We start from the raw sequence: 17,299 nt of genomic DNA, 5'->3' as shown, positions 1-17,299 counted from the left end.
GTCTGCCGCCCAAATGGCTCATTCAATGGACCCATTGGCCACAAAATGGGGCGAGGAGGATGGTTACTCTCTGTGAGAGCTAAGAATTAGAGGAATCGCGGCCGTTTACCGTTGGCGGAGGTTTGATGAATGCCGTTGCGGAGGATTCTAAACTGGCTCCTACTTTGAGCGTGGTCTTAACGCACGATAATACTAACCTGAAAACGGAAGGATGGACGCTGGTTCGGGTAGGGATCTTTTGGTTGATGATGATTGTTTCACTGGGTGCATTTGAAGTGAAGCACGGTGGCGTGGTGGTGAGTGTGAGTGGAATCGAAGCGGCTCAGTGGAAGAATTTGGAAGGGATGTTGAAGGATCAGCTCACGCTGAATGGTGGTGGGGCTGTGGCGGAGCCTTTGGCGGATGATTTGGCGTTTTTTACGCGGCAGTTTTTGATACGAGATGGTTGGCCGGAGGTGGAGGTGAGCTGGAAGCTGCAAAAGAGTGCGATTGTGCTGGTGGTGAAGACTGGCCCGCGTGTGCGGGTGGGTGAAGTGCGGGTGCAGGGGGCTAAGGAGGTGCCGGAGGAGGAATTGCGGAAATTCGTGATGAAGCCGACGCTGGAGCGGGAGAGCGTGGACGCGAAACTGCCGCAGTGGGTGGATGGTGATCTCCAGGAGGGGGCAGGATTGGTAGCGCGGCGTCTGCGTGCGGAGGGCTATCTGAATGCGACGGCGCTGCTACTGCCCGCACCGGATCATGATGCGCAGTTTCGCCGTGATTTGACCGTGCAGGTGACGCCGGGGCCGCGTTTCACCTTTGGAAAGGCTTCGCTGAGTGGTGCCCCGTTGGAGCTGGAGTCCGAGATGCAGGCACTGATGACGGAGCAGGAGGGGACAGCCTTTAATGAGGCCCGTGTGCAGCAGATCGAGCAGCGCCTGCGGTCGATGTGTGCTGATCATGGTTGGCTAAATGCCACCACAGAGGCACGCTACACATTGTCAAAGGCAGGCGGTGCGGTGGATGTGCTCTTTCTGGTGACTCCAAGTGAGCGTGTGCGCATCACGCGGGTGGTGACGCATCCGGGCTTCAGCCGTGGAGCGGCTCGGGTGCTGATGGCGAAGTTTAAGCCGCTCCAAGGGCAAATTTATGAAGCGGAAGATGCGGATTTCTTTTTCAAGCGTGCGCTGGATACAGGGATGTTTGCGCTATTGGACACGGAAGTCGTGGCGGTGGATGCGGCGAAATCACAGGGCGAGCTGCATGTCACGGGCGAGGAGACAAAGCCGCACACACTGGGCTTTGAGGCGGGCTTTGATACCTTCCTGGGTGGTCAGGCTGGCGTAACCTACAAGAACACGAATTTCCGCAACAAGGGCAATACCTTGGCCGCAGAGCTGAGTTACAGCGTGGCGGGGCCGCTGGGTTTTGTGAGTCACACGAATCCGGCTGTGTTTGGCTCGCAGTGGGCGCTGACTTCACGTCTCGCGTTGGAGCAGTTCAATCGCTTCGAGTATGATCGGCTAGGGACGACGCTGGGTTTTGATCTGGTGCGACGGGTGAGTGTGCCGCTGAGTTACGGCTTCTTTTTGAGTTCATCGGTCAATACGGTGAGCACCAAGAATCTGACGAAACTGGAGACTGGGCCGCAGAGTTACACGCTGGAGAGTCTGGGGGCGAATATCCTCTATGATCAGCGTGATAGCCCTATTTTGCCGACAAAAGGCTGGATGGTGTCTGGACGGCTAGAGAGCACCGTGAGCCTGCTCGGCGGGAATGTGAGCTTTTTGCGCTCAGACATCCGCGCGGCGTGGTATCGGCCCCTGACGAAAAAATTGCGCTTTGCGACAGGTTTTGAGCTCTCGAATCTCCTCGGTGTGAAGGCGGAGGATGTGCCGATCGATGCCCGTGTCTTCAATGGTGGGCCCAATAGTGTGCGCAGCTTTGCGCAGCGTGAGCTGGGGCCGGTGACACCGGGCGGCACACCGCTAGGGGGCACATCGGCGCTGTTTGCGAGTGCCGAGTTCTCCTATGAGCTCATTCAAAACTTGGAGCTCGCCCTTTTTACGGATGTAGGCAGCCTAGGACGTGGGGTGAATGCGTCACCCTTCGCCTACTCATCGGATCTGCGCTACGCGGTGGGTGCCGGGCTGCGCTATCATCTGCCTTTTGGCCCGATCCGAGTCGATTATGGGCATAACATGAGCCCACGCACAGGCGAGCGCGGCGGGATGCTGCACGTGACCGTGGGTTTTGCGTTCTAGACCTGCATTGACGATGTTTGCTAGCGGCGGCATGGGGATGCGGTCTTTGCATGAGTCGCGAAATGAATTCTCTACAGCACAAGCCCGTCCTCGGGGCGTGGTGGATGGTGCTGTCGCTGACGTGTTTTACGGGGAATGCGCTGCTGCTGAAGGTGCTGGCCTCGCAGCGGATGGTGGATGGCTGGGTATTGCTGCTTTTTCGTGCTGGCCTAGGGCTGCTGGTGACGATGCTGTTTTTTTCGTCGTCAGGGACGCTGCGGCTGATGCGCAGTTTTCAGAGCTGGCTGCTGGCCTCACGCGGTGTCCTGGGAGCGCTAGGCACGGCTGCGTATTATTTGACGATTGGTCCGCTAGGGGCGGGGAAATCGACCCTGATCGGGAATACTTGGTGTGTGTTTGCCGCGGTGATGGCTGCCTGGGTGCTACGTGAGCGGCTGGGTGTGGTGCAGGTGCTGGGCATCGTCCTAGCGCTGCTGGGGCTCTCATTTCTGACCGGGATGACGCCGGGGGCGCTGGTCGTTTTCGGCAAGTATGAAATGATCGCCCTGGGCGGTGCGGTGCTGGCGGCGGCTGTGGTGGTGGTGATCCGCCAACTGACGCGGACGGAGTCGAGTGCGACGATTTTTGCTTCGCAATGCATTTACGCACTGCTGCTGTCACTGCCGCTGGCCTGGGGGCATCTGGGATCACTGGGCGGGCTGGATGTGGCGCTGCTGTGTGGCGCGGCGCTGTGTGCGACGGTGGGGCAGCTCGCGATGACGGAGGGTTTTCGCTTTTTGTCGGTGGCGGCGGGTGGGGCGTTTCAGAATGCGGTGCCGCTGGTCATCACGCTGTGCAGCATGTGGCTGTTCGCAGAGCCATTTACCGGTTTGCAGATGCTGGGGGGCTTGCTGGTGCTGTGGGGTGGCTTTCAGACGGTGGTGGGTGGGCGTGGGCGGTGATTTGAGCATTCGACAATCGCCATTCGTCATTCAAAATCGGCCTCCCCATGTCTGACTCTATCCCGAACGTCCTCGCTGAACGCTACGCCACCGCCCCAATGCGTGCTCTCTGGTCTCCAGAGGGCAAAGTCCGCCTCGAACGCGACTACTGGATCGCAGTACTGAAAGGGCAGCGTGATCTGGGCATCCCGGTGCCAGAGGGCGTGATCGAGGCGTATGAAAAGGTGAAGGACCAGATCGATGTGGCCAGCATCATGCGCCGTGAGCGTGTGACGCGGCATGATGTGAAGGCGCGGATCGAGGAGTTCTGCGATCTAGCCGGGCATGAGCACATCCACAAAGGCATGACCAGCCGCGACCTGACGGAAAATGTGGAGCAGCTCCAGGTCTTCCGCGCTTTGGAGGAGAGCCGCCGAAAGGCCGTGGCCGTGCTAGCAGGCATCGCGAACCGTGCGGTGCAGACGCGTGACATCCCGCTCACGGCCCGCACGCATAATGTGGCTGCGCAGGCCACGACGCTGGGCAAGCGCATCGCCATGTTCGGTGAGGAGATGCTGCTGGCCTTTGGTGATCTGGAGAATGTGATCGCGACGTATCCCGCACGCGGCCTCAAAGGCGCTGTGGGCACTCGCCTAGACCAGATCACACTCTTTAATGGGGATGCGAAAAAGGCCTCTGAGCTGGAAAGCCGCATCCTGCATCATTTAGGCATGCCTGCGGCCTTTGGCGCTGTGGGGCAGGTGTACCCACGCAGCCTCGATTTGCAGGTGGTGGGCTCACTTTGCCAGCTCGCGAGCGGTCCGGGCAGCTTTGCCCGCACGCTGCGTCTGATGGCGGGGCATGAGCTGGCGAGTGAGGGCTTTGCCAAAGGCCAAGTCGGCTCCTCTGCGATGCCGCATAAGATGAATAGCCGCTCATGTGAGCGTGTGAACGGACTTCACGTCATTTTGAAGGGTTATTTGGCCATGGCAGCCGGTTTGGCCGGTGACCAGTGGAATGAGGGTGATGTGTCCTGCTCCGTGGTACGGCGTGTGATGCTGCCAGATGCCTTTTTGGCGCTGGATGGCCTGCTGGAGACGTTTTTGACGATCCTCGGGCAGATGGAGGTCTTTGAATCCGTGATCGAGCAGGAGCTGATGCGCTATTTGCCATTCCTACTGACGACGACGGTGATGATGGAGTCTGTGAAAGCTGGCGCTGGCCGCGAAACCGCGCATGAGGCGATCAAGCTCCACGCTGTGCAAGTGGCCCGCGATATGCGCACGGGCAAAGTGCGTGAAAATGACCTGCTCACGCGATTGGTGAATGATCCGGCGCTTTCGCTCTCACAGGCCGATATGGACCGAATCGTGGAGGCTGGCCGCTCGAACACTGGGGATGCACCGCAGCAAGTGGATGCCTTTGCTGACCGTGTGGCACAGATCGCAGCGAAGTATCCTGATGCAGCGCAGTATCAGCCTGGGGTGATTTTGTGAAGCTTATGCGCTGAGCATGGGACGACCGGATTCACGCACTGGAGCTGCCACGTCATCGATCATGTCCACGAGGCGTGGCATGGCGGCGGTGGTGGCCTGCGGAGGTGATGTGCGCGTGGCAGAGTCCATACCGGGGGCTCCGACAGCTTTGGCGAGCGCTTTGCTGAGGCAATCGAGAGCATAGGGCTTCAGCATGATGTCCACGGGCGGCGGTTGTCCCTGGCTGAGGAGCATGAACTCATCTGGGTCGATGATGAAGCCGCTGCATACGACCACAGGCGTGTTATTGGAGGCGGCACGGAGTTGCTTGAAGGCCTCTCGCCCACTGAGCAAGGGCATGTAGATGTCGAGCAGGATGGCGTCGATTTTTTCACGGCCCTGGAGGCAGATGTCGAGCATCTGCTGGCCATCAGCAGCCTCGAGCACGCGGTAACCGAGGAAGCCCAGCATGTTCGCCGCGATGGAGCGCACGGGAGCCTCATCATCGACGACGAGGATGGTGGTCTGCATGCCGAGCGGGGCCGCGATGGTGTCTGCACCTGCGTAAGCGTCACTACCGCTGATCTGCGGCAGGGCAGATTCACTGACGACTTGGGTGCGTGGGAGGTAAATGCGGAATTCACTACCGCGTCCTGGCTCCGAGTCGAACTCGATCCAGCCGCCATGCTCACGCACGATGTCCTGAGCTGTGGCGAGTCCGAGTCCTGCGCCTTTGCTGGCGTGCTTGGTGGTAAAGAAGGGCTCGAAAATGCGCTGACGGTGCTCCTCAGAGATGCCGTGGCCATTGTCCCGAACGACGAGCATGACGTGGTCGCGTGCCTCGCTGCCACGCATGGCGCGAGTGACGTTCTCCACGGCGATTTCGATGATGCCGCCGTCCACAGGTAGGGCATCGCGGGCATTGAGGCAGAGATTGAGCATCACCTGCTGGAGCTGTGAGGAGTCCGCGTGTACCTGGGAGTCATCTAGACCTGCACGCATCTGGATGGTGACGGAGGAGTCCACGCTGTGCTTCAGGAGCTGCTGCACGTCTGCGAGGAGCTGCTTCAGGTTCACACTTTTTCTCGCAGAGGAAGTGCCGGCTCCAGAGCGTGATCCCGTGCGTGAGTAGCCAAGGAGGCTCTTCACCAGATCTGCGGCACGCTGGGTGGCATGGGAGGCGCTTTGTAGCTTGTCGCGAACAGCACCAGCATTGGACGCTGGAGTGAGCTCTGCGAGAGTGAGATTCCCCCGGATGGTGGTGAGCAGGTTATTAAAGTCATGCGCGATACCGCCAGCGAGCTGGCCGATGGTGCCCATCTTCTGGGATTCGCGCAATTGACGCTCCAGCACATGCAGGTGGGAGTGGTCCTTCATCAGCCAGATTCGGCCCAGGATCTCTCCAGAGTCTGTGGTCATGGGGGCTACGCGGAGGCTGAGGACGCGGCCATCGGCTGCAGAGGTGCTCAGGACAGGGCTCTGATCGGTCGTGTCGAGCTGGGAGGTGACTTTTTCCAGCCATGCAGCCACCGTTTGCCGATCTGCAAAGCTATCCACAAAGGCGGAGAGCAGTTTTTTGCCATCACGGCCAGCGACTTCCTCGACAGGACGCCCCAGGAATAGATCGAGCCGTGCATTGGTGGCGATGATGGAGCCCTGGGCATCCACCACAGCTACACCGTCTTCACTGGCATTAAAGATGCCCTGGAGAGCGGTGAAAGCCTCACGCAGGAGCCGCTCAGCATTGAGGAGGCGCTGTGCGGTCTGGGTGGCGTGTTGCTCGGCGGCGTTCAGCGCCTGGCGCTGCTTGGTGAAGATCATGTTGATGTCGCAGCGCAGCTTCCAGAAGTCGGAGGGCAGCCATTCGGCCACTTCATTCGATGGTGGCACGCCGCGTAGCACGGAGCCTGCACCTGTCATGATCGATTTGGCAGGCCGCAGCATGAATCCAGTGATGAGATAGGCCCCAAGTAGCACCCCCAAGGCGAGCAGGAGGCCACTCGTGCTCCAGAACCAGTCCAAAGGGCGTCCCATCAGTGTTGTGGCACCCATCGCAGGTAGGAAGCCGAAAAGCCAGAGTGGCAGGAGGAGTCGGAGTCGGAGCGTGTCCATATCGGGAGGTGTGGGAGTGCGGGAGGGGCGGGTGGCTAGGGACGGCGTCCTAAACGGTGGTCGGATTGCTGGTGGTCTGGGCTTGATACTTCTCCCACACAGCTCGCATGCGCTGCTCCACGGCGGCATCCATGTGGTGAGTGATCCATTGCCCGATCTCCTCGCGTAGGGTGGTGATGGCCGTGGTGGCTGCGTTTTGCACCGTGTGGAGTCGGCTCTCTAGCCGCTCGACACGATCACTCAGGGCACTGATCGTCGTCACTGCGGAGAAGAAATCATTCCGCAACTGCTCCATCTGGCTGGCCAGATCAGAAAGGTGCGGGACGGGCTCTTCGGGCTCTGCGAGGTGCATGTGCCGACTGAGCGGGTTCAACAAGGGTGTAGTCGCCGCATTGGCATCGCTCTGCTCATCGGCAAAACTGGGCTGTGGCACATCATGGAGGCGCCTCGGCTGGACGGGTAGAGTCTGGGTGGAAAGGGCGTCTCCGTATGGACCAGGGCCAGAGGGCGAACTGGAAAATGGTTGCTTGGGAGCCTGGGAAAGGTGTTTCGGTGGGACGAATAACATATTGGCCCGTGCGGGTGACTCGATTTGAGTGGTTGGAGGGGAGGTCGGCGCTGACGAATCTCTTTCTGCGGTCACCCCAGTCTCCGTAGCAGCCCACCCCGCAGAGATGGGCTGCGAGGAGCGTTGGCTTGAAAACGAGAAGGTGATTGGCATGTCGAGAAAGTGTGGAAACAATCAAATTTAATATAACTTATGTAATCTACCATAATTATTTGAATAAAATTACACTTTTCTCAATTTACAATAGAATCACCTCCTCATTGGCGATGATGCGACCATACAAAAAAGCATGGAAACCCCGCTATATGGCTCTTCTTCCTCTGAATGAGGACTTTGGGCCATTTGGCCAGCTAGCTCAAAGGGGAGGCGTATTGGATCAATGTTTCGCCAGCACAATCTCGTAGCCATAGATCTCGCGGAAGAGATCGCACTTCGAGTCGATGGCCATTTGCTCCACCGTGGTGTCATCGACGCCCTGGGTGAGGATGCGCAGACGGGGGCCATCTGGGCGGAGCTGGATGCTGCGGATGCGCTGCGCATGGCTGCGGTCTAGCGCATCGGCGATGCGCAGTAGCGCGGCCAGTTTCAGCACGATCATACGGTCTTCGCGGCTGAGATCGGCGAAGTGGGGGTGGCTCGGTTCTGGATTGTAGCGGCGGTGGTAGCGTGCCAGCAGCGCTACGAACTCCCGATCCAGAGTGCTGAGACCGAAAATCTCTGTGTTCAGCAGGATGTAGAGGCTGTGCTTGTGATGCTCACGCGGGCTGATGAACATGCCCACATCATGCAGCGTGGCGGCGACGCAGAGCACGAGCTCGAACTTCGGATCTAGGCCGTGCAGATGCTGCAACTCGCGGAAAAGCTGCTGTGCAAAGCCGGTGACATGCTCCGCATGCTTGCGGTCCGTTTTGTAGCGTAGGCCGATCTCGCTGGCGGACTGCAGCACCTCCTCCTGGAAGACCTCCGTGCGTGATCCTGCCGTCATGAGATCCGTCATCAGCTCCGTGCTGAAATCTCCCACCGGCACCCACAGGGATTCATCGCCGAATCGGCGTGCGAGGGCCAGATTCGTCTGGAGGGCAGGTACGATGCCCTCTCCACCTGTGTAATGCACATGCAGCTCACGCACGAGCTGCTCTGGCGTCATGCGGGCCACTTTTTCGGTGAATCGGGCCAGGTCGTCTTCTCGCAGTTGGAAGGATCCTTGGCGCTCTTTCGCCAGTTTCGGGGCCACACTCTGGATTTCCGCCCCGATGGCCACATGGTGGTCGATCCGGCTGCCAGAGTAGTCCTGCGCGAGATGATCCACCACGCCGCGGATCTGCTCTTCGAGGTGCATCATCTGCTGGGGGGCCGTTTCGTCACTGCCAGAGACCGCCTCGCGTGCCCGGAAGATGCCCAGGCGGTAATTTGAATACGCAGCGAGCCGTCCTTGCTTGAAATACATCGCACGGGTGTTCCCTGGGCCGATGTGGGTCACAAACGTGTGTCCTTCTGCCAATCGCGGGTTCCTTTGGAGCAGCCGCTGCGCGATCTGGAAGACTAAGCGGGTCATATTCCCGTCATCAATGAGTGCGGGGGATACGCCGGTCTGGATTTGGAGGCGATTGAGGAAAATCTCGTGGTTCGCTGCTTCGGCGAGGATGTTGGTGGTGAAAATACGCACCTGGGCTGCGGGGATGCCGTACTCGCGTGTCGCGAGTAGGTAATCACGCATGATGCTCACCGCCTGCTCCATCGTCGCACGCGTGATGCCGCCACCACGAAAGATGTCCCGCGCCAGCGGCAGCGGCCTATCTAGGTGCTCAATAGCCCTCAGCGGTCCACCATCCTCACCGCATACTCCGATGAGCATGGCGACAGAGGCGGCACCGACGTAAATCACGGCATTTTCAGGCGACGGGGAGGATTTGGCAGCGAGATCAGACATAAGGGGGCGTGCCTGCGGATGCATCGCAGCAGGGCAGGGGAGTCGTATCCTTGAACGCGATTGCCGCTTGCACAAGGGCCAGCCCCTATTCCGTGCGTGTACATTTTGTTACTCACCAATAGATATATGTCAGCAGCTTATGCCGCTCCTTCGGGGCGAGTGCCTCCAAATCGGGGATGAGGTAGCGATTGTTCAGTGAATCGAGCAACACGCGGCCCTTGCTGCCATATTCCTCCGCACGGTCATGGCGCCAGGGCATCACAAACTCAGTTTTGCCCGCATTCGTGTCCACGGTGAAGAATAGCTGCCCATACTGGTGTTTGATCTTCCAGATGCGCTGGATGATCCGCTCGTGGTAATGCGCATTCAGGCAGGAGAGCACCTCGCGGGCTGTTTCTGCTGGGAACTCGCTCAGCCGCTCGATGATGCCGATTTCGTGGTCCTTGTCCTTTTCGTCCGTGTGGCGCAGGGAGATGAATTGGTCGCCCAAGGTGATCGGAAACAGCCGCACCGCCGTCACACCCTCGTACACACGGTCCCCCGCGATGTCACAGTTTAGTGTGCCATGAGCGCCACGCCGCAGCTCCGTCGTCGCAGGGGCGAGGTAGCGTACGGTGCCTGGGATGGGCGGCAAAGAGATGATATTGGTCGCATTCATGGTTGTTTAAGCTGCTTCGAGCCGTGTGAGCTCCGTTTGGATTTTGACCAGGCGTGCATAGATGCCGTCCTTGGCCATCAGATCATCATGGGAGCCGCTTTCCGCCACGCGGCCCTCATCCATGACGTGGATGATGTCGGCATTTTTCAGCGTGGAGAGGCGGTGGGCGATGGCGATCGTCGTGCGGCCCTTGCACGCGCGAGCCAGTGCCCTTTGGATTTCCTGCTCACTTTCCGTGTCCACGGCGGAGGTAGCCTCATCCATGATCAGGATGGCCGGATCGGTCAAAAGCGCCCGTGCGATGCTCAGGCGCTGTTTTTCGCCACCAGAGAGTCCTGCGCCGTTCTCACCTAGCTTCGTGTCGTAGCCAGCCGCCTTGCGGGCGACGAAGTCATGCGCATTCGCCGCCCTCGCTGCCTGGATGATGTCCTGCGGTGCCGCATCAGGTCGGCCGTAGGCGATGTTTTCCGCGATGCTGGCACGGAACATGAAACTCTCCTGCAAAACGAGGCCGATATTTTCCCGCAGCGCATCCGTGCCGAGCTCACGCACATTTTCGCCATCAATGAGCACGCAGCCCTCCTGCGGATCGTAGAAGCGGCAGATCAGATTCACCAGCGTCGTCTTCCCGCTGCCGCTCTTGCCCACGATGCCGACGAACTGCCCCGGCTCGATGGTGAGGCTCACATTTTTCAGCACCGGAGCATACGGATCGTAACCAAAGGTCACGTTCTTCAGCTCCACTCTGCCCTGGAGGGCGGTGAGGCGGCGGCTCTCGCTAGGCTCCTCCAGTTGGCTGGTGCTATCCAGCACCTCAAACACACGCTGACCAGCGGCCATGAAACCCGTGAGCCAGCTCGAAAACATACTCAGCGCCTGCACCGGGCTGTAAAACATGCCCAGCAGCGCAAAGAAGGCCATCAGCGTGCCCAGGCTGATTTTATCGGCCAAAACATCCCGACCACCCGCATTCCACACGATCAGGCCTCCTAGCCCGAAGATGAAGCCCATGATCGGATTGAACGTCGCAGCACTCATCTCCAGCGAGCGCTTGGCCGTCTGCACATAACCCGCCGTCTTCGCAAAACGGGCCTTCTCCCGCTCCTCCTGGCCAAAGGCCTTCACCAGCCGGATGCCCTGTAGCAGGCCCGTGAGCGACTGCGCCATCTTGCTCTGACTATCCCACACACGGTAGTAGCGTGGGTAGATCACATTCCAGTACACCGCCGTGCCCAGCAGCACAAAAGGGATCGGAATCATCACCCACAGCGCCAGCTTCCAGTTCATCACAAACAGCGTCGTCCCGATGCCCATCACCAGCAGCACATTGAGCAAAAAGCCCTGCGCCATCTGACTCACAAAGCCCTGGAAGTAATCCACATCATTCAGCACCCGGCTCATGAGGCTGCCCGCACTGTGGCGGTTGTAGTAGTCCACATTCAGGCCCAGCAGCTTGCCCTGCACCCGCTCACGCAGCTCTTTGGTGATCCGCGTGCCCACAAAACTGCTCGTCCGGCCAATCACGATATTCAAAAGCATGCGGCAGGTGCTCGCCGCCACCAGACCGCCCAGTATCCATGGCAACCAATCCATGTTTTTGCGGGGCGTGATCACCTCATCCACCAGTTTCCGCGTCAGCAGCGGCGGGACGAGGTCCAGGCACACCCCCGCGACCATCACCCCGAGTAAAAGCAGGATCGACGACCAATACGGCCGCATCAGCGTGAAGGTGCGGCGGAAAATGCCGCCCTTATTCGCACAGCGCGGGCATGGAGCCTTCGCGGCAGGCAGCGGCAGCGCACAGGCACCGCAGATCGTCTCACTCTGGCTACGCAGCGCATCCGGCTGAAAATCATCCCCCGCGATCAAGCGGCGGATCTGCGCCACCCCACGCCCATGCAGCTCCCGCAGGCCATTGCTGATGCGTAGCACATCCACATACACCCCCGCGATACGGAGCTGAATGAACGCACTGCCCACCGTCTGCAGCAGCCGTGCCTTATCCGCTTTTTTCAGCTCATAGGCCGCCTGCTCGGATTTTTCGTCAAAGACATGCACCGCCTCATCCGTCACCACCAGCCACATCTGCGCCGGAGCCCCCTGGTGGGTCAAATCCCCCGGTAAAGAGAACAAAACACGCGGAGCGATGCTAGCAGCAGCGGCACGGAGCGATTCAGGCACATCCTGGATGATAGCGGCGGGAGGAGAAGACGGAGAGTGAGACACGGGCACCTTATGACAGCAGCGCCGCAAAAAACTTCATTCTGATTTTCGAGAGAAAATGGAATCGCAATCGCCGCTCGGCCCTACCGCCGCAGGGCATTGATCAGCTCGTCGATTTTGTCCGCCATCTGCTGCACCTCCCACTGTTGGGGTGGATCGCTGATGATGAGGTTCAGCGTGCTCACGCCATTGCTGTTGGCGCTGGTGCCAGAGATGGCGGCGTTCACGGCATTGGTGATGTTGTCGTTGAGGCCGGTGAGTTGCGAGCGCATCTCCGCGCTGGAGAGCGGCGCATTGTTAGCGGGTTTGGTGGGATCGAAGGGCATGGCGTTTTTTGTTCTGGGTTCATGGTTCCTTGTTCTTGGTTGGTTCTGGCTCGGTGCTTGTTCTCAGGGAACCAGGAACAAAGAACACCGAACCAAGAACCCGCCCGTCAGGGCGAGACCGTCACCTTCACCACATCGGTCCAGTCGCCGTTCGGCGTGCCTTTGTCCCAGAAGCGCAGGCGGTATTCGCGCACTTCGGGGGTTCCGGCTTGCAGCAGCGGGCGCTCGTCCATGTAGGGGCTTTCGGTGTCGATGGCTTGGAACTCCCACGCACCCGTGCCACGGCGGCTCTCGATATACACGCCCATGTGGCCGTATTTGGCGAAGGTCAGCTTCACGCACTGGCAGCCCGCGCCTTGCAGCAGGTCGGCGCTGAACTTTGGCAGCGCCTTCTCCGTGGCCGCCGCACCCACGATGCCCAGATCGGTGCCGATGGCCTCCGTGTAGCCCGCGCTGAGCTTCATTTTGGAAATGAGGGCAAAGATGCGGTTCAGCGTGCCAGGGATCGCTGCCGTGACTCCGGCAGGCAGGGCAGGCGCGGTGAAGGTGGGCAGCACCATCGCGCCGGTGCCGCCGCCCGTGAGCACATCATCCACGGCATCCGTGGTGCTGGGCGAAAATGCTCGCACGGCAGTGAGCCAGGTGCCGAGCACGTAGTTCGCATATTTCGCGTCGTTCACGCTGGCGGAGATGTCGCCCGCGATGACGCCGAGCGTAGCCCCGTGGATGGGGAGCTTGGCGGCGTAGTTATCGAGCCAGTTGACCTGGTCTCCGATGCGGCTGGGGAAGTAGTCTTGGCGTTTCACTTTGGAGTTGGGTTGAGGGTGAGGTGAAAAGTAGTCGGACGGCTGGTCCCAAAACCCGCTGTCCCAGGTGGAGTGGTTCCAGTTCATAGGGGGAAGACTTGGAGATGGGGAGACAGGCAGACGAGGAGACTGGCCTGCGGCCAAGACAGCGATACTGGCATCACGGATGCGCCGGGAGACTGGGAGACCAGGAGAAGCGCGGAGCGCAAAAATCTCCCCCTCTCCTTGTCTCCAAATCTCCCGGTCTCGTCTCCGGGGTGTCCGTTCCGCGCTGCGGGGGCTCCGCTGCGGGCGGCGGGGGCTTCGGTGGCGCAAATGGGGGCCGCCCCCGGCTGGCGGAGCGCTGCCCCCGCGCCGTGGACCGCTGCCCCCGGCAGATGGAACTCCGCCCCCGCGCCGCATGGGGGCACCCCCGCACGGCGGAGCGCTGCCCCCGGAAGGCTCAGCGACGCCCCCGCAGGCGGGAACTCCGCCCCCGGAGCGTCCAGCGCGGCCCCCGCAGCGAATGGGGGCGTCGTTTTCGGGCGGAAAAGCCCCGTTTCAGGCCGGAAAGCGGCCCCCAGAGGCGAAAACGAGGCAGTTGGAGCAAAAATCGGCTTCATCGCGGTCGGCAGGTGGAACGCCGCCCATCTCACCACATCCCCCGGCAGAGCGTTAGTCGGACATCTCCGACGCCCTTCGTCCATCAAAACCGGGAGACTTTGAGCACGGCTAAAGCCGGGAGACAGGGAGAATCAGCGTCTCCCAGTCTCATCGTCTCCCAGTCTCATCGTCTCCCAGTCTCATCGTCTCCCAGTCTCATCGTCTCCCTGTCTCAAAGTCTCCCTGTCTCAAAGTCTCCCTGTCTCATCGTCTCCCTGTCTCAAAGTCTCCCTGTCTCCTGGTCTTCCCCACGCTCCAGCTTCTGCACAAACTCCGTCAGCGTCATGCCCATCCCGTAGGCCATCCGCGCCGCCCAGAACAGCGTTGGCACCGTCTCCCCGTTTTCGACGTCCCCGATGGTATCCCGCGACACCCCGCAGCACTTCTGCAAGCCATAGCGGCTCAGATGCGCACACTCCCGGCACGCCTGCACACAACGCGGCAACCGGCCGCACACCCGTGTGGCATACTCGTAAGCTTCGCGCTCCCGGTTGGCAGGCATGGCGTCTTCATGAGCAGGCTTCCCGCCGTCGATCCGTCTCCCAAAAGCCCCACCTGGAACTCAGGAGAAAATGCCGCAGCGATCAGGGCGGAGTATGCGGGATCGGGGGCCGTTTTGGCAATGGTTTTTTCACGGGAAGATCGCAAACGAAGGTAAAAATTGTGACAGGCGTGGTGGGATGCTGTTAAAGATAACGAATGCCCAAAGGCCATCACCTCTCTGAAATCATCGACGCGCTCACGGCGCTCACGGGAAAGCTCGTTCCTGAGAGCTTCATCTATGATTTCCTTGCCAGTTTCGGCATCTCGAAGTCGATCATCTCGCGGTTGAAGGGCGGCAGCATCAACATGGCAAAGAAGCCGGGCTGCACGCTGTTGAAGGACAAGATTTACTTCGAGCCACTGCGGGCCGACTTGCTGAAGGCGGCGACTCCCGCGCAGGCGTTGGCTGCTGCAAAGGCAGATGCGAAGATCAAAGCCAGCAAGCCACGCTTCCTCATTGCCACAGACTTCAAGTCACTGGCCGCTTTTGACACCAAGAAGGGCGAGACGGAAGAGTTCCCCATCGAGGACCTGCATGAGCACTACACCTTCTTCCTGCCGCTGGCGGGCATGGAGAAGACCGTCTTTCAGGCGGAGGCTGAGGCGGATGTCAAAGCAGCAGAGCACATGGCGAAGCTCTACGACCTCATTCGCGCTGACAATCCGCCAAAGACGAAGGAGGAACGCCATGCGTTGAATGTCTTCCTCACGCGTTTGCTGTTTTGCTACTTCGCTGAGGACACGGGTATCTTCCCCGGTGACGCCATGTTCACCGGAGCGGTGACACAATACACCCAGGCTGATGGTTCCGACCTTGCGCACTTCCTCGCGGAGTTATTCCGCACGCTGAACACCGATTCCAAGGCGCGGGCCAAGACACCCAAGCACCTGCGCGACTTTCCGTATGTGAACGGCGGACTGTTCAATGACACGCACGCGCGCCATTCGGAGATTCCGAAGTTCTTCACCAAGTCCCGGCAAAAACTCATCGAGTTGGGCACCAAGAGCTGGAAGGAAATCAATCCCGACATCTTCGGCTCCATGTTCCAGGGCGTGGTGGATGACGAGAAGCGTGCCGAGTTGGGCATGCACTACACATCTGTGCCGAACATCATGAAGGTCATCAAACCCCTGTTTCTGGATGATCTTTATGAGGAACTGTCGAAGGCCAAAGGCAGCGAGACCAAGCTCAAGAAGCTTCTCGCTCGGCTTTACAAGCTCCGCATCTTTGACCCCGCCTGCGGCTCGGGGAACTTCCTCATCATCGCGTATAAAGAACTTCGGCGGCTGGAAATGGACGTCTTCCGGGAGCTAGATGCACTGGACAAGCAAGGCAGCTTGCGCCTTCCCGGCATTCACGTCAGCCAGTTCTATGGCATTGAGTTAGACGACTTTGCTCATGAGGTGGCCATCCTTGCGCTTTGGCTTGCTGAACACCAAATGAACGTGGAGTTCAAGGCGGCCTTTGGGAATGCTCCGGCATCATTGCCGCTGAAGGATGGAGCGAAGATCAAGTGCGGGAACGCCCTGCAAGTGGATTGGGAAAAAGTATGCCCGAAGGACAAGGAGCATGAAATCTTTGTGATGGGGAATCCGCCGTATCTCGGTTCAGCGATTCAAGATGCTGGACAAAAAGCCGACATGGCCGTTGTCTTCAAAGGTGTGGAGGACTACAAGAACCTCGATCTCATCGCCGCTTGGTTTTTCAAAGCATCCCGCTATCTGAAAAGTGCCAAAGCACGCTGCGCTTTTGTGACCACAAACTCGATCTGCCAAGGGGAACAAGTCGCCATGCTCTGGCCGCACGTTTTTAACGCAGGTGTGGAAATTGCCTTTGCCCACTTATCATTCAAATGGACGAATAACGCGAAGGGCAATGCAGGCGTGACCTGTGTCATCATTGGAATGCAAGAAGGACCAGTGACCCCCAAGACACTCTACGCGAACAACATCGCCAAGACAGTGACAAACATCAATGCCTACTTGGTGAATGCGAAGAATGTATTCATTTCAAAACAGCGGGTGCCGATTAGTAACTTGAGGCCAATGACAAAGGGAAGCGGCCCCACCGATGGAGGGAACTTGATCTTATCCCGCGAACAAAGAGATGAACTGCTGGAACAGTATCCTGAGTGCAAAGAGATCGTGAGGCGCTTTGTCGGAGCCGAGGACTATATTGATGGCTTCTACCGCTACTGCCTCTGGATGACGGATGAACAGGCTAACAAGCTCAAGACCATACCCATATTGAAGCAGCGGCTCGATAAAGTCCGCGCGATGCGTCTGGCGAGCACCAAAGCAGCAACACGGCAAGATGCGTCAACGCCACATCGCTTTAGTGAACCTCGGCATGAGGAGGCACCCTCAATTATTATCCCGCGACATTCTTCAGAGCGCCGGACATACATTCCATTTGGCTATCTTGAGAAAGACAACGTCGTCGCGGATTCTGCTTCCGCCATCTACCACGCCGAGCCATGGATTTTCGCCCTTATCACCAGCCAGATGCACATGGCCTGGGTGCGTGCAGTAGCAGGACGGCTAGAAGAACGAATCCGCTATTCTAACACCATCTGCTATAACAACTTCCCGTTCCCCGACATCAGTGTAGCGCACAAAAAGGAGCTAGATGTGGCGGCGCAAGAGGTGTTGCTGGAGCGTGAGAGGCACTTTCCGAAGACAATCGCCCAGCTTTACGACCCTGACACGATGCCAGCGGGGCTGCTCGCCGCGCATCAAGCTTTAGATGCTACTGTGGAGAAGTGTTATCGCGCCAAGCCCTTCACCAGTGACGACGAACGGCTGGAGCATCTCTTTGCCCTCTATGAGAAGATGACCGCCGAAGAATAAGCC

General features: G+C 59.2%; 12 protein-coding genes. 4 read left to right on the top strand and 8 right to left on the bottom strand.

Features of this window, described 5'->3' with window-relative positions; all coding sequences use genetic code 11:
• The first annotated feature begins 245 nt into the window (after window positions 1–245).
• The 3 genes from IPK32_13615 (at window position 246) to IPK32_13605 (ending at window position 4,659) form a co-directional block, all read left to right on the top strand.
• Window positions 246–2,243, top strand: a complete 1,998-nt coding sequence (locus IPK32_13615) for a BamA/TamA family outer membrane protein (protein ID MBK8092986.1) — start codon at window positions 246–248, stop codon at window positions 2,241–2,243.
• Window positions 2,244–2,305: 62 nt separating this feature from the next.
• The gene (locus tag IPK32_13610; GenBank protein MBK8092985.1) at window positions 2,306–3,184 is read left to right on the top strand and encodes a DMT family transporter; all 879 of its coding nucleotides are present in this window, start codon (window positions 2,306–2,308) and stop codon (window positions 3,182–3,184) included.
• 47 nt (window positions 3,185–3,231) lie between these two features.
• Window positions 3,232–4,659 carry an adenylosuccinate lyase gene (locus IPK32_13605; protein MBK8092984.1) on the top strand — a complete coding sequence of 476 codons (1,428 nt, stop codon included), beginning with the start codon at window positions 3,232–3,234 and terminating at the stop codon, window positions 4,657–4,659.
• 3 nt (window positions 4,660–4,662) lie between these two features.
• Here the strand turns inward: IPK32_13605 and IPK32_13600 are convergent, their stop codons facing one another.
• The 8 genes from IPK32_13600 to IPK32_13565 all read right to left on the bottom strand — a co-directional run bounded on the left by IPK32_13600 (window position 4,663) and on the right by IPK32_13565 (window position 14,405).
• The gene (locus IPK32_13600) at window positions 4,663–6,750 is read right to left on the bottom strand and encodes a response regulator (protein MBK8092983.1); all 2,088 of its coding nucleotides are present in this window, start codon (window positions 6,748–6,750) and stop codon (window positions 4,663–4,665) included.
• A gap of 49 nt (window positions 6,751–6,799) precedes the next feature.
• The gene (locus IPK32_13595; GenBank protein MBK8092982.1) at window positions 6,800–7,183 is read right to left on the bottom strand and encodes a hypothetical protein; all 384 of its coding nucleotides are present in this window, start codon (window positions 7,181–7,183) and stop codon (window positions 6,800–6,802) included.
• A 511-nt stretch (window positions 7,184–7,694) separates the two neighbouring features.
• Window positions 7,695–9,248 (bottom strand): HD domain-containing protein, encoded by a 1,554-nt coding sequence (locus IPK32_13590; GenBank protein ID MBK8092981.1) that lies wholly within the window; start codon window positions 9,246–9,248, stop codon window positions 7,695–7,697.
• 112 nt (window positions 9,249–9,360) lie between these two features.
• Entirely contained in the window at window positions 9,361–9,906 is a 546-nt protein-coding gene (locus tag IPK32_13585) for a DUF1854 domain-containing protein (protein MBK8092980.1), read from the bottom strand.
• 6 nt (window positions 9,907–9,912) lie between these two features.
• Complete coding sequence (locus tag IPK32_13580; GenBank protein ID MBK8092979.1) at window positions 9,913–12,087, bottom strand: ABC transporter ATP-binding protein; 2,175 nt, start codon at window positions 12,085–12,087, stop codon at window positions 9,913–9,915.
• 125 nt (window positions 12,088–12,212) lie between these two features.
• Complete coding sequence (locus IPK32_13575; GenBank protein ID MBK8092978.1) at window positions 12,213–12,455, bottom strand: hypothetical protein; 243 nt, start codon at window positions 12,453–12,455, stop codon at window positions 12,213–12,215.
• Between the two features lie 107 nt (window positions 12,456–12,562).
• Entirely contained in the window at window positions 12,563–13,261 is a 699-nt protein-coding gene (locus tag IPK32_13570; GenBank protein MBK8092977.1) for a hypothetical protein, read from the bottom strand.
• Window positions 13,262–14,123: 862 nt separating this feature from the next.
• Complete coding sequence (locus IPK32_13565) at window positions 14,124–14,405, bottom strand: helix-turn-helix transcriptional regulator (GenBank protein ID MBK8092976.1); 282 nt, start codon at window positions 14,403–14,405, stop codon at window positions 14,124–14,126.
• Window positions 14,406–14,602: 197 nt separating this feature from the next.
• Here IPK32_13565 and IPK32_13560 point away from each other — a divergent pair, with 197 nt between their 5' ends.
• The gene (locus IPK32_13560; protein MBK8092975.1) at window positions 14,603–17,296 is read left to right on the top strand and encodes a class I SAM-dependent DNA methyltransferase; all 2,694 of its coding nucleotides are present in this window, start codon (window positions 14,603–14,605) and stop codon (window positions 17,294–17,296) included.
• The last annotated feature ends 3 nt before the right edge of the window (window positions 17,297–17,299 follow it).

It is taken from the genome of Verrucomicrobiaceae bacterium, from assembly GCA_016713035.1.
Taxonomy (GTDB): domain Bacteria; phylum Verrucomicrobiota; class Verrucomicrobiia; order Verrucomicrobiales; family Verrucomicrobiaceae; genus Prosthecobacter.
The sequence above is the reverse complement of the archived record's forward strand: the minus strand, read 5'-3'. Positions and strand labels throughout refer to the sequence as shown.

What these genes read in the sequence shown, in the direction of transcription:
- IPK32_13615 (MBK8092986.1), top strand. Translation starts at nt 246, where the DNA reads ATGATGATTGTTTCACTGGGTGCATTTGAAGTGAAGCACGGTGGCGTG.
- IPK32_13610 (MBK8092985.1), top strand. Translation starts at nt 2,306, where the DNA reads ATGAATTCTCTACAGCACAAGCCCGTCCTCGGGGCGTGGTGGATGGTG.
- IPK32_13605 (MBK8092984.1), top strand. Translation starts at nt 3,232, where the DNA reads ATGTCTGACTCTATCCCGAACGTCCTCGCTGAACGCTACGCCACCGCC.
- IPK32_13600 (MBK8092983.1), bottom strand. Translation starts at nt 6,750, where the DNA reads ATGGACACGCTCCGACTCCGACTCCTCCTGCCACTCTGGCTTTTCGGC.
- IPK32_13590 (MBK8092981.1), bottom strand. Translation starts at nt 9,248, where the DNA reads ATGTCTGATCTCGCTGCCAAATCCTCCCCGTCGCCTGAAAATGCCGTG.
- IPK32_13585 (MBK8092980.1), bottom strand. Translation starts at nt 9,906, where the DNA reads ATGAATGCGACCAATATCATCTCTTTGCCGCCCATCCCAGGCACCGTA.
- IPK32_13575 (MBK8092978.1), bottom strand. Translation starts at nt 12,455, where the DNA reads ATGCCCTTCGATCCCACCAAACCCGCTAACAATGCGCCGCTCTCCAGC.
- IPK32_13565 (MBK8092976.1), bottom strand. Translation starts at nt 14,405, where the DNA reads ATGCCTGCCAACCGGGAGCGCGAAGCTTACGAGTATGCCACACGGGTG.
- IPK32_13560 (MBK8092975.1), top strand. Translation starts at nt 14,603, where the DNA reads ATGCCCAAAGGCCATCACCTCTCTGAAATCATCGACGCGCTCACGGCG.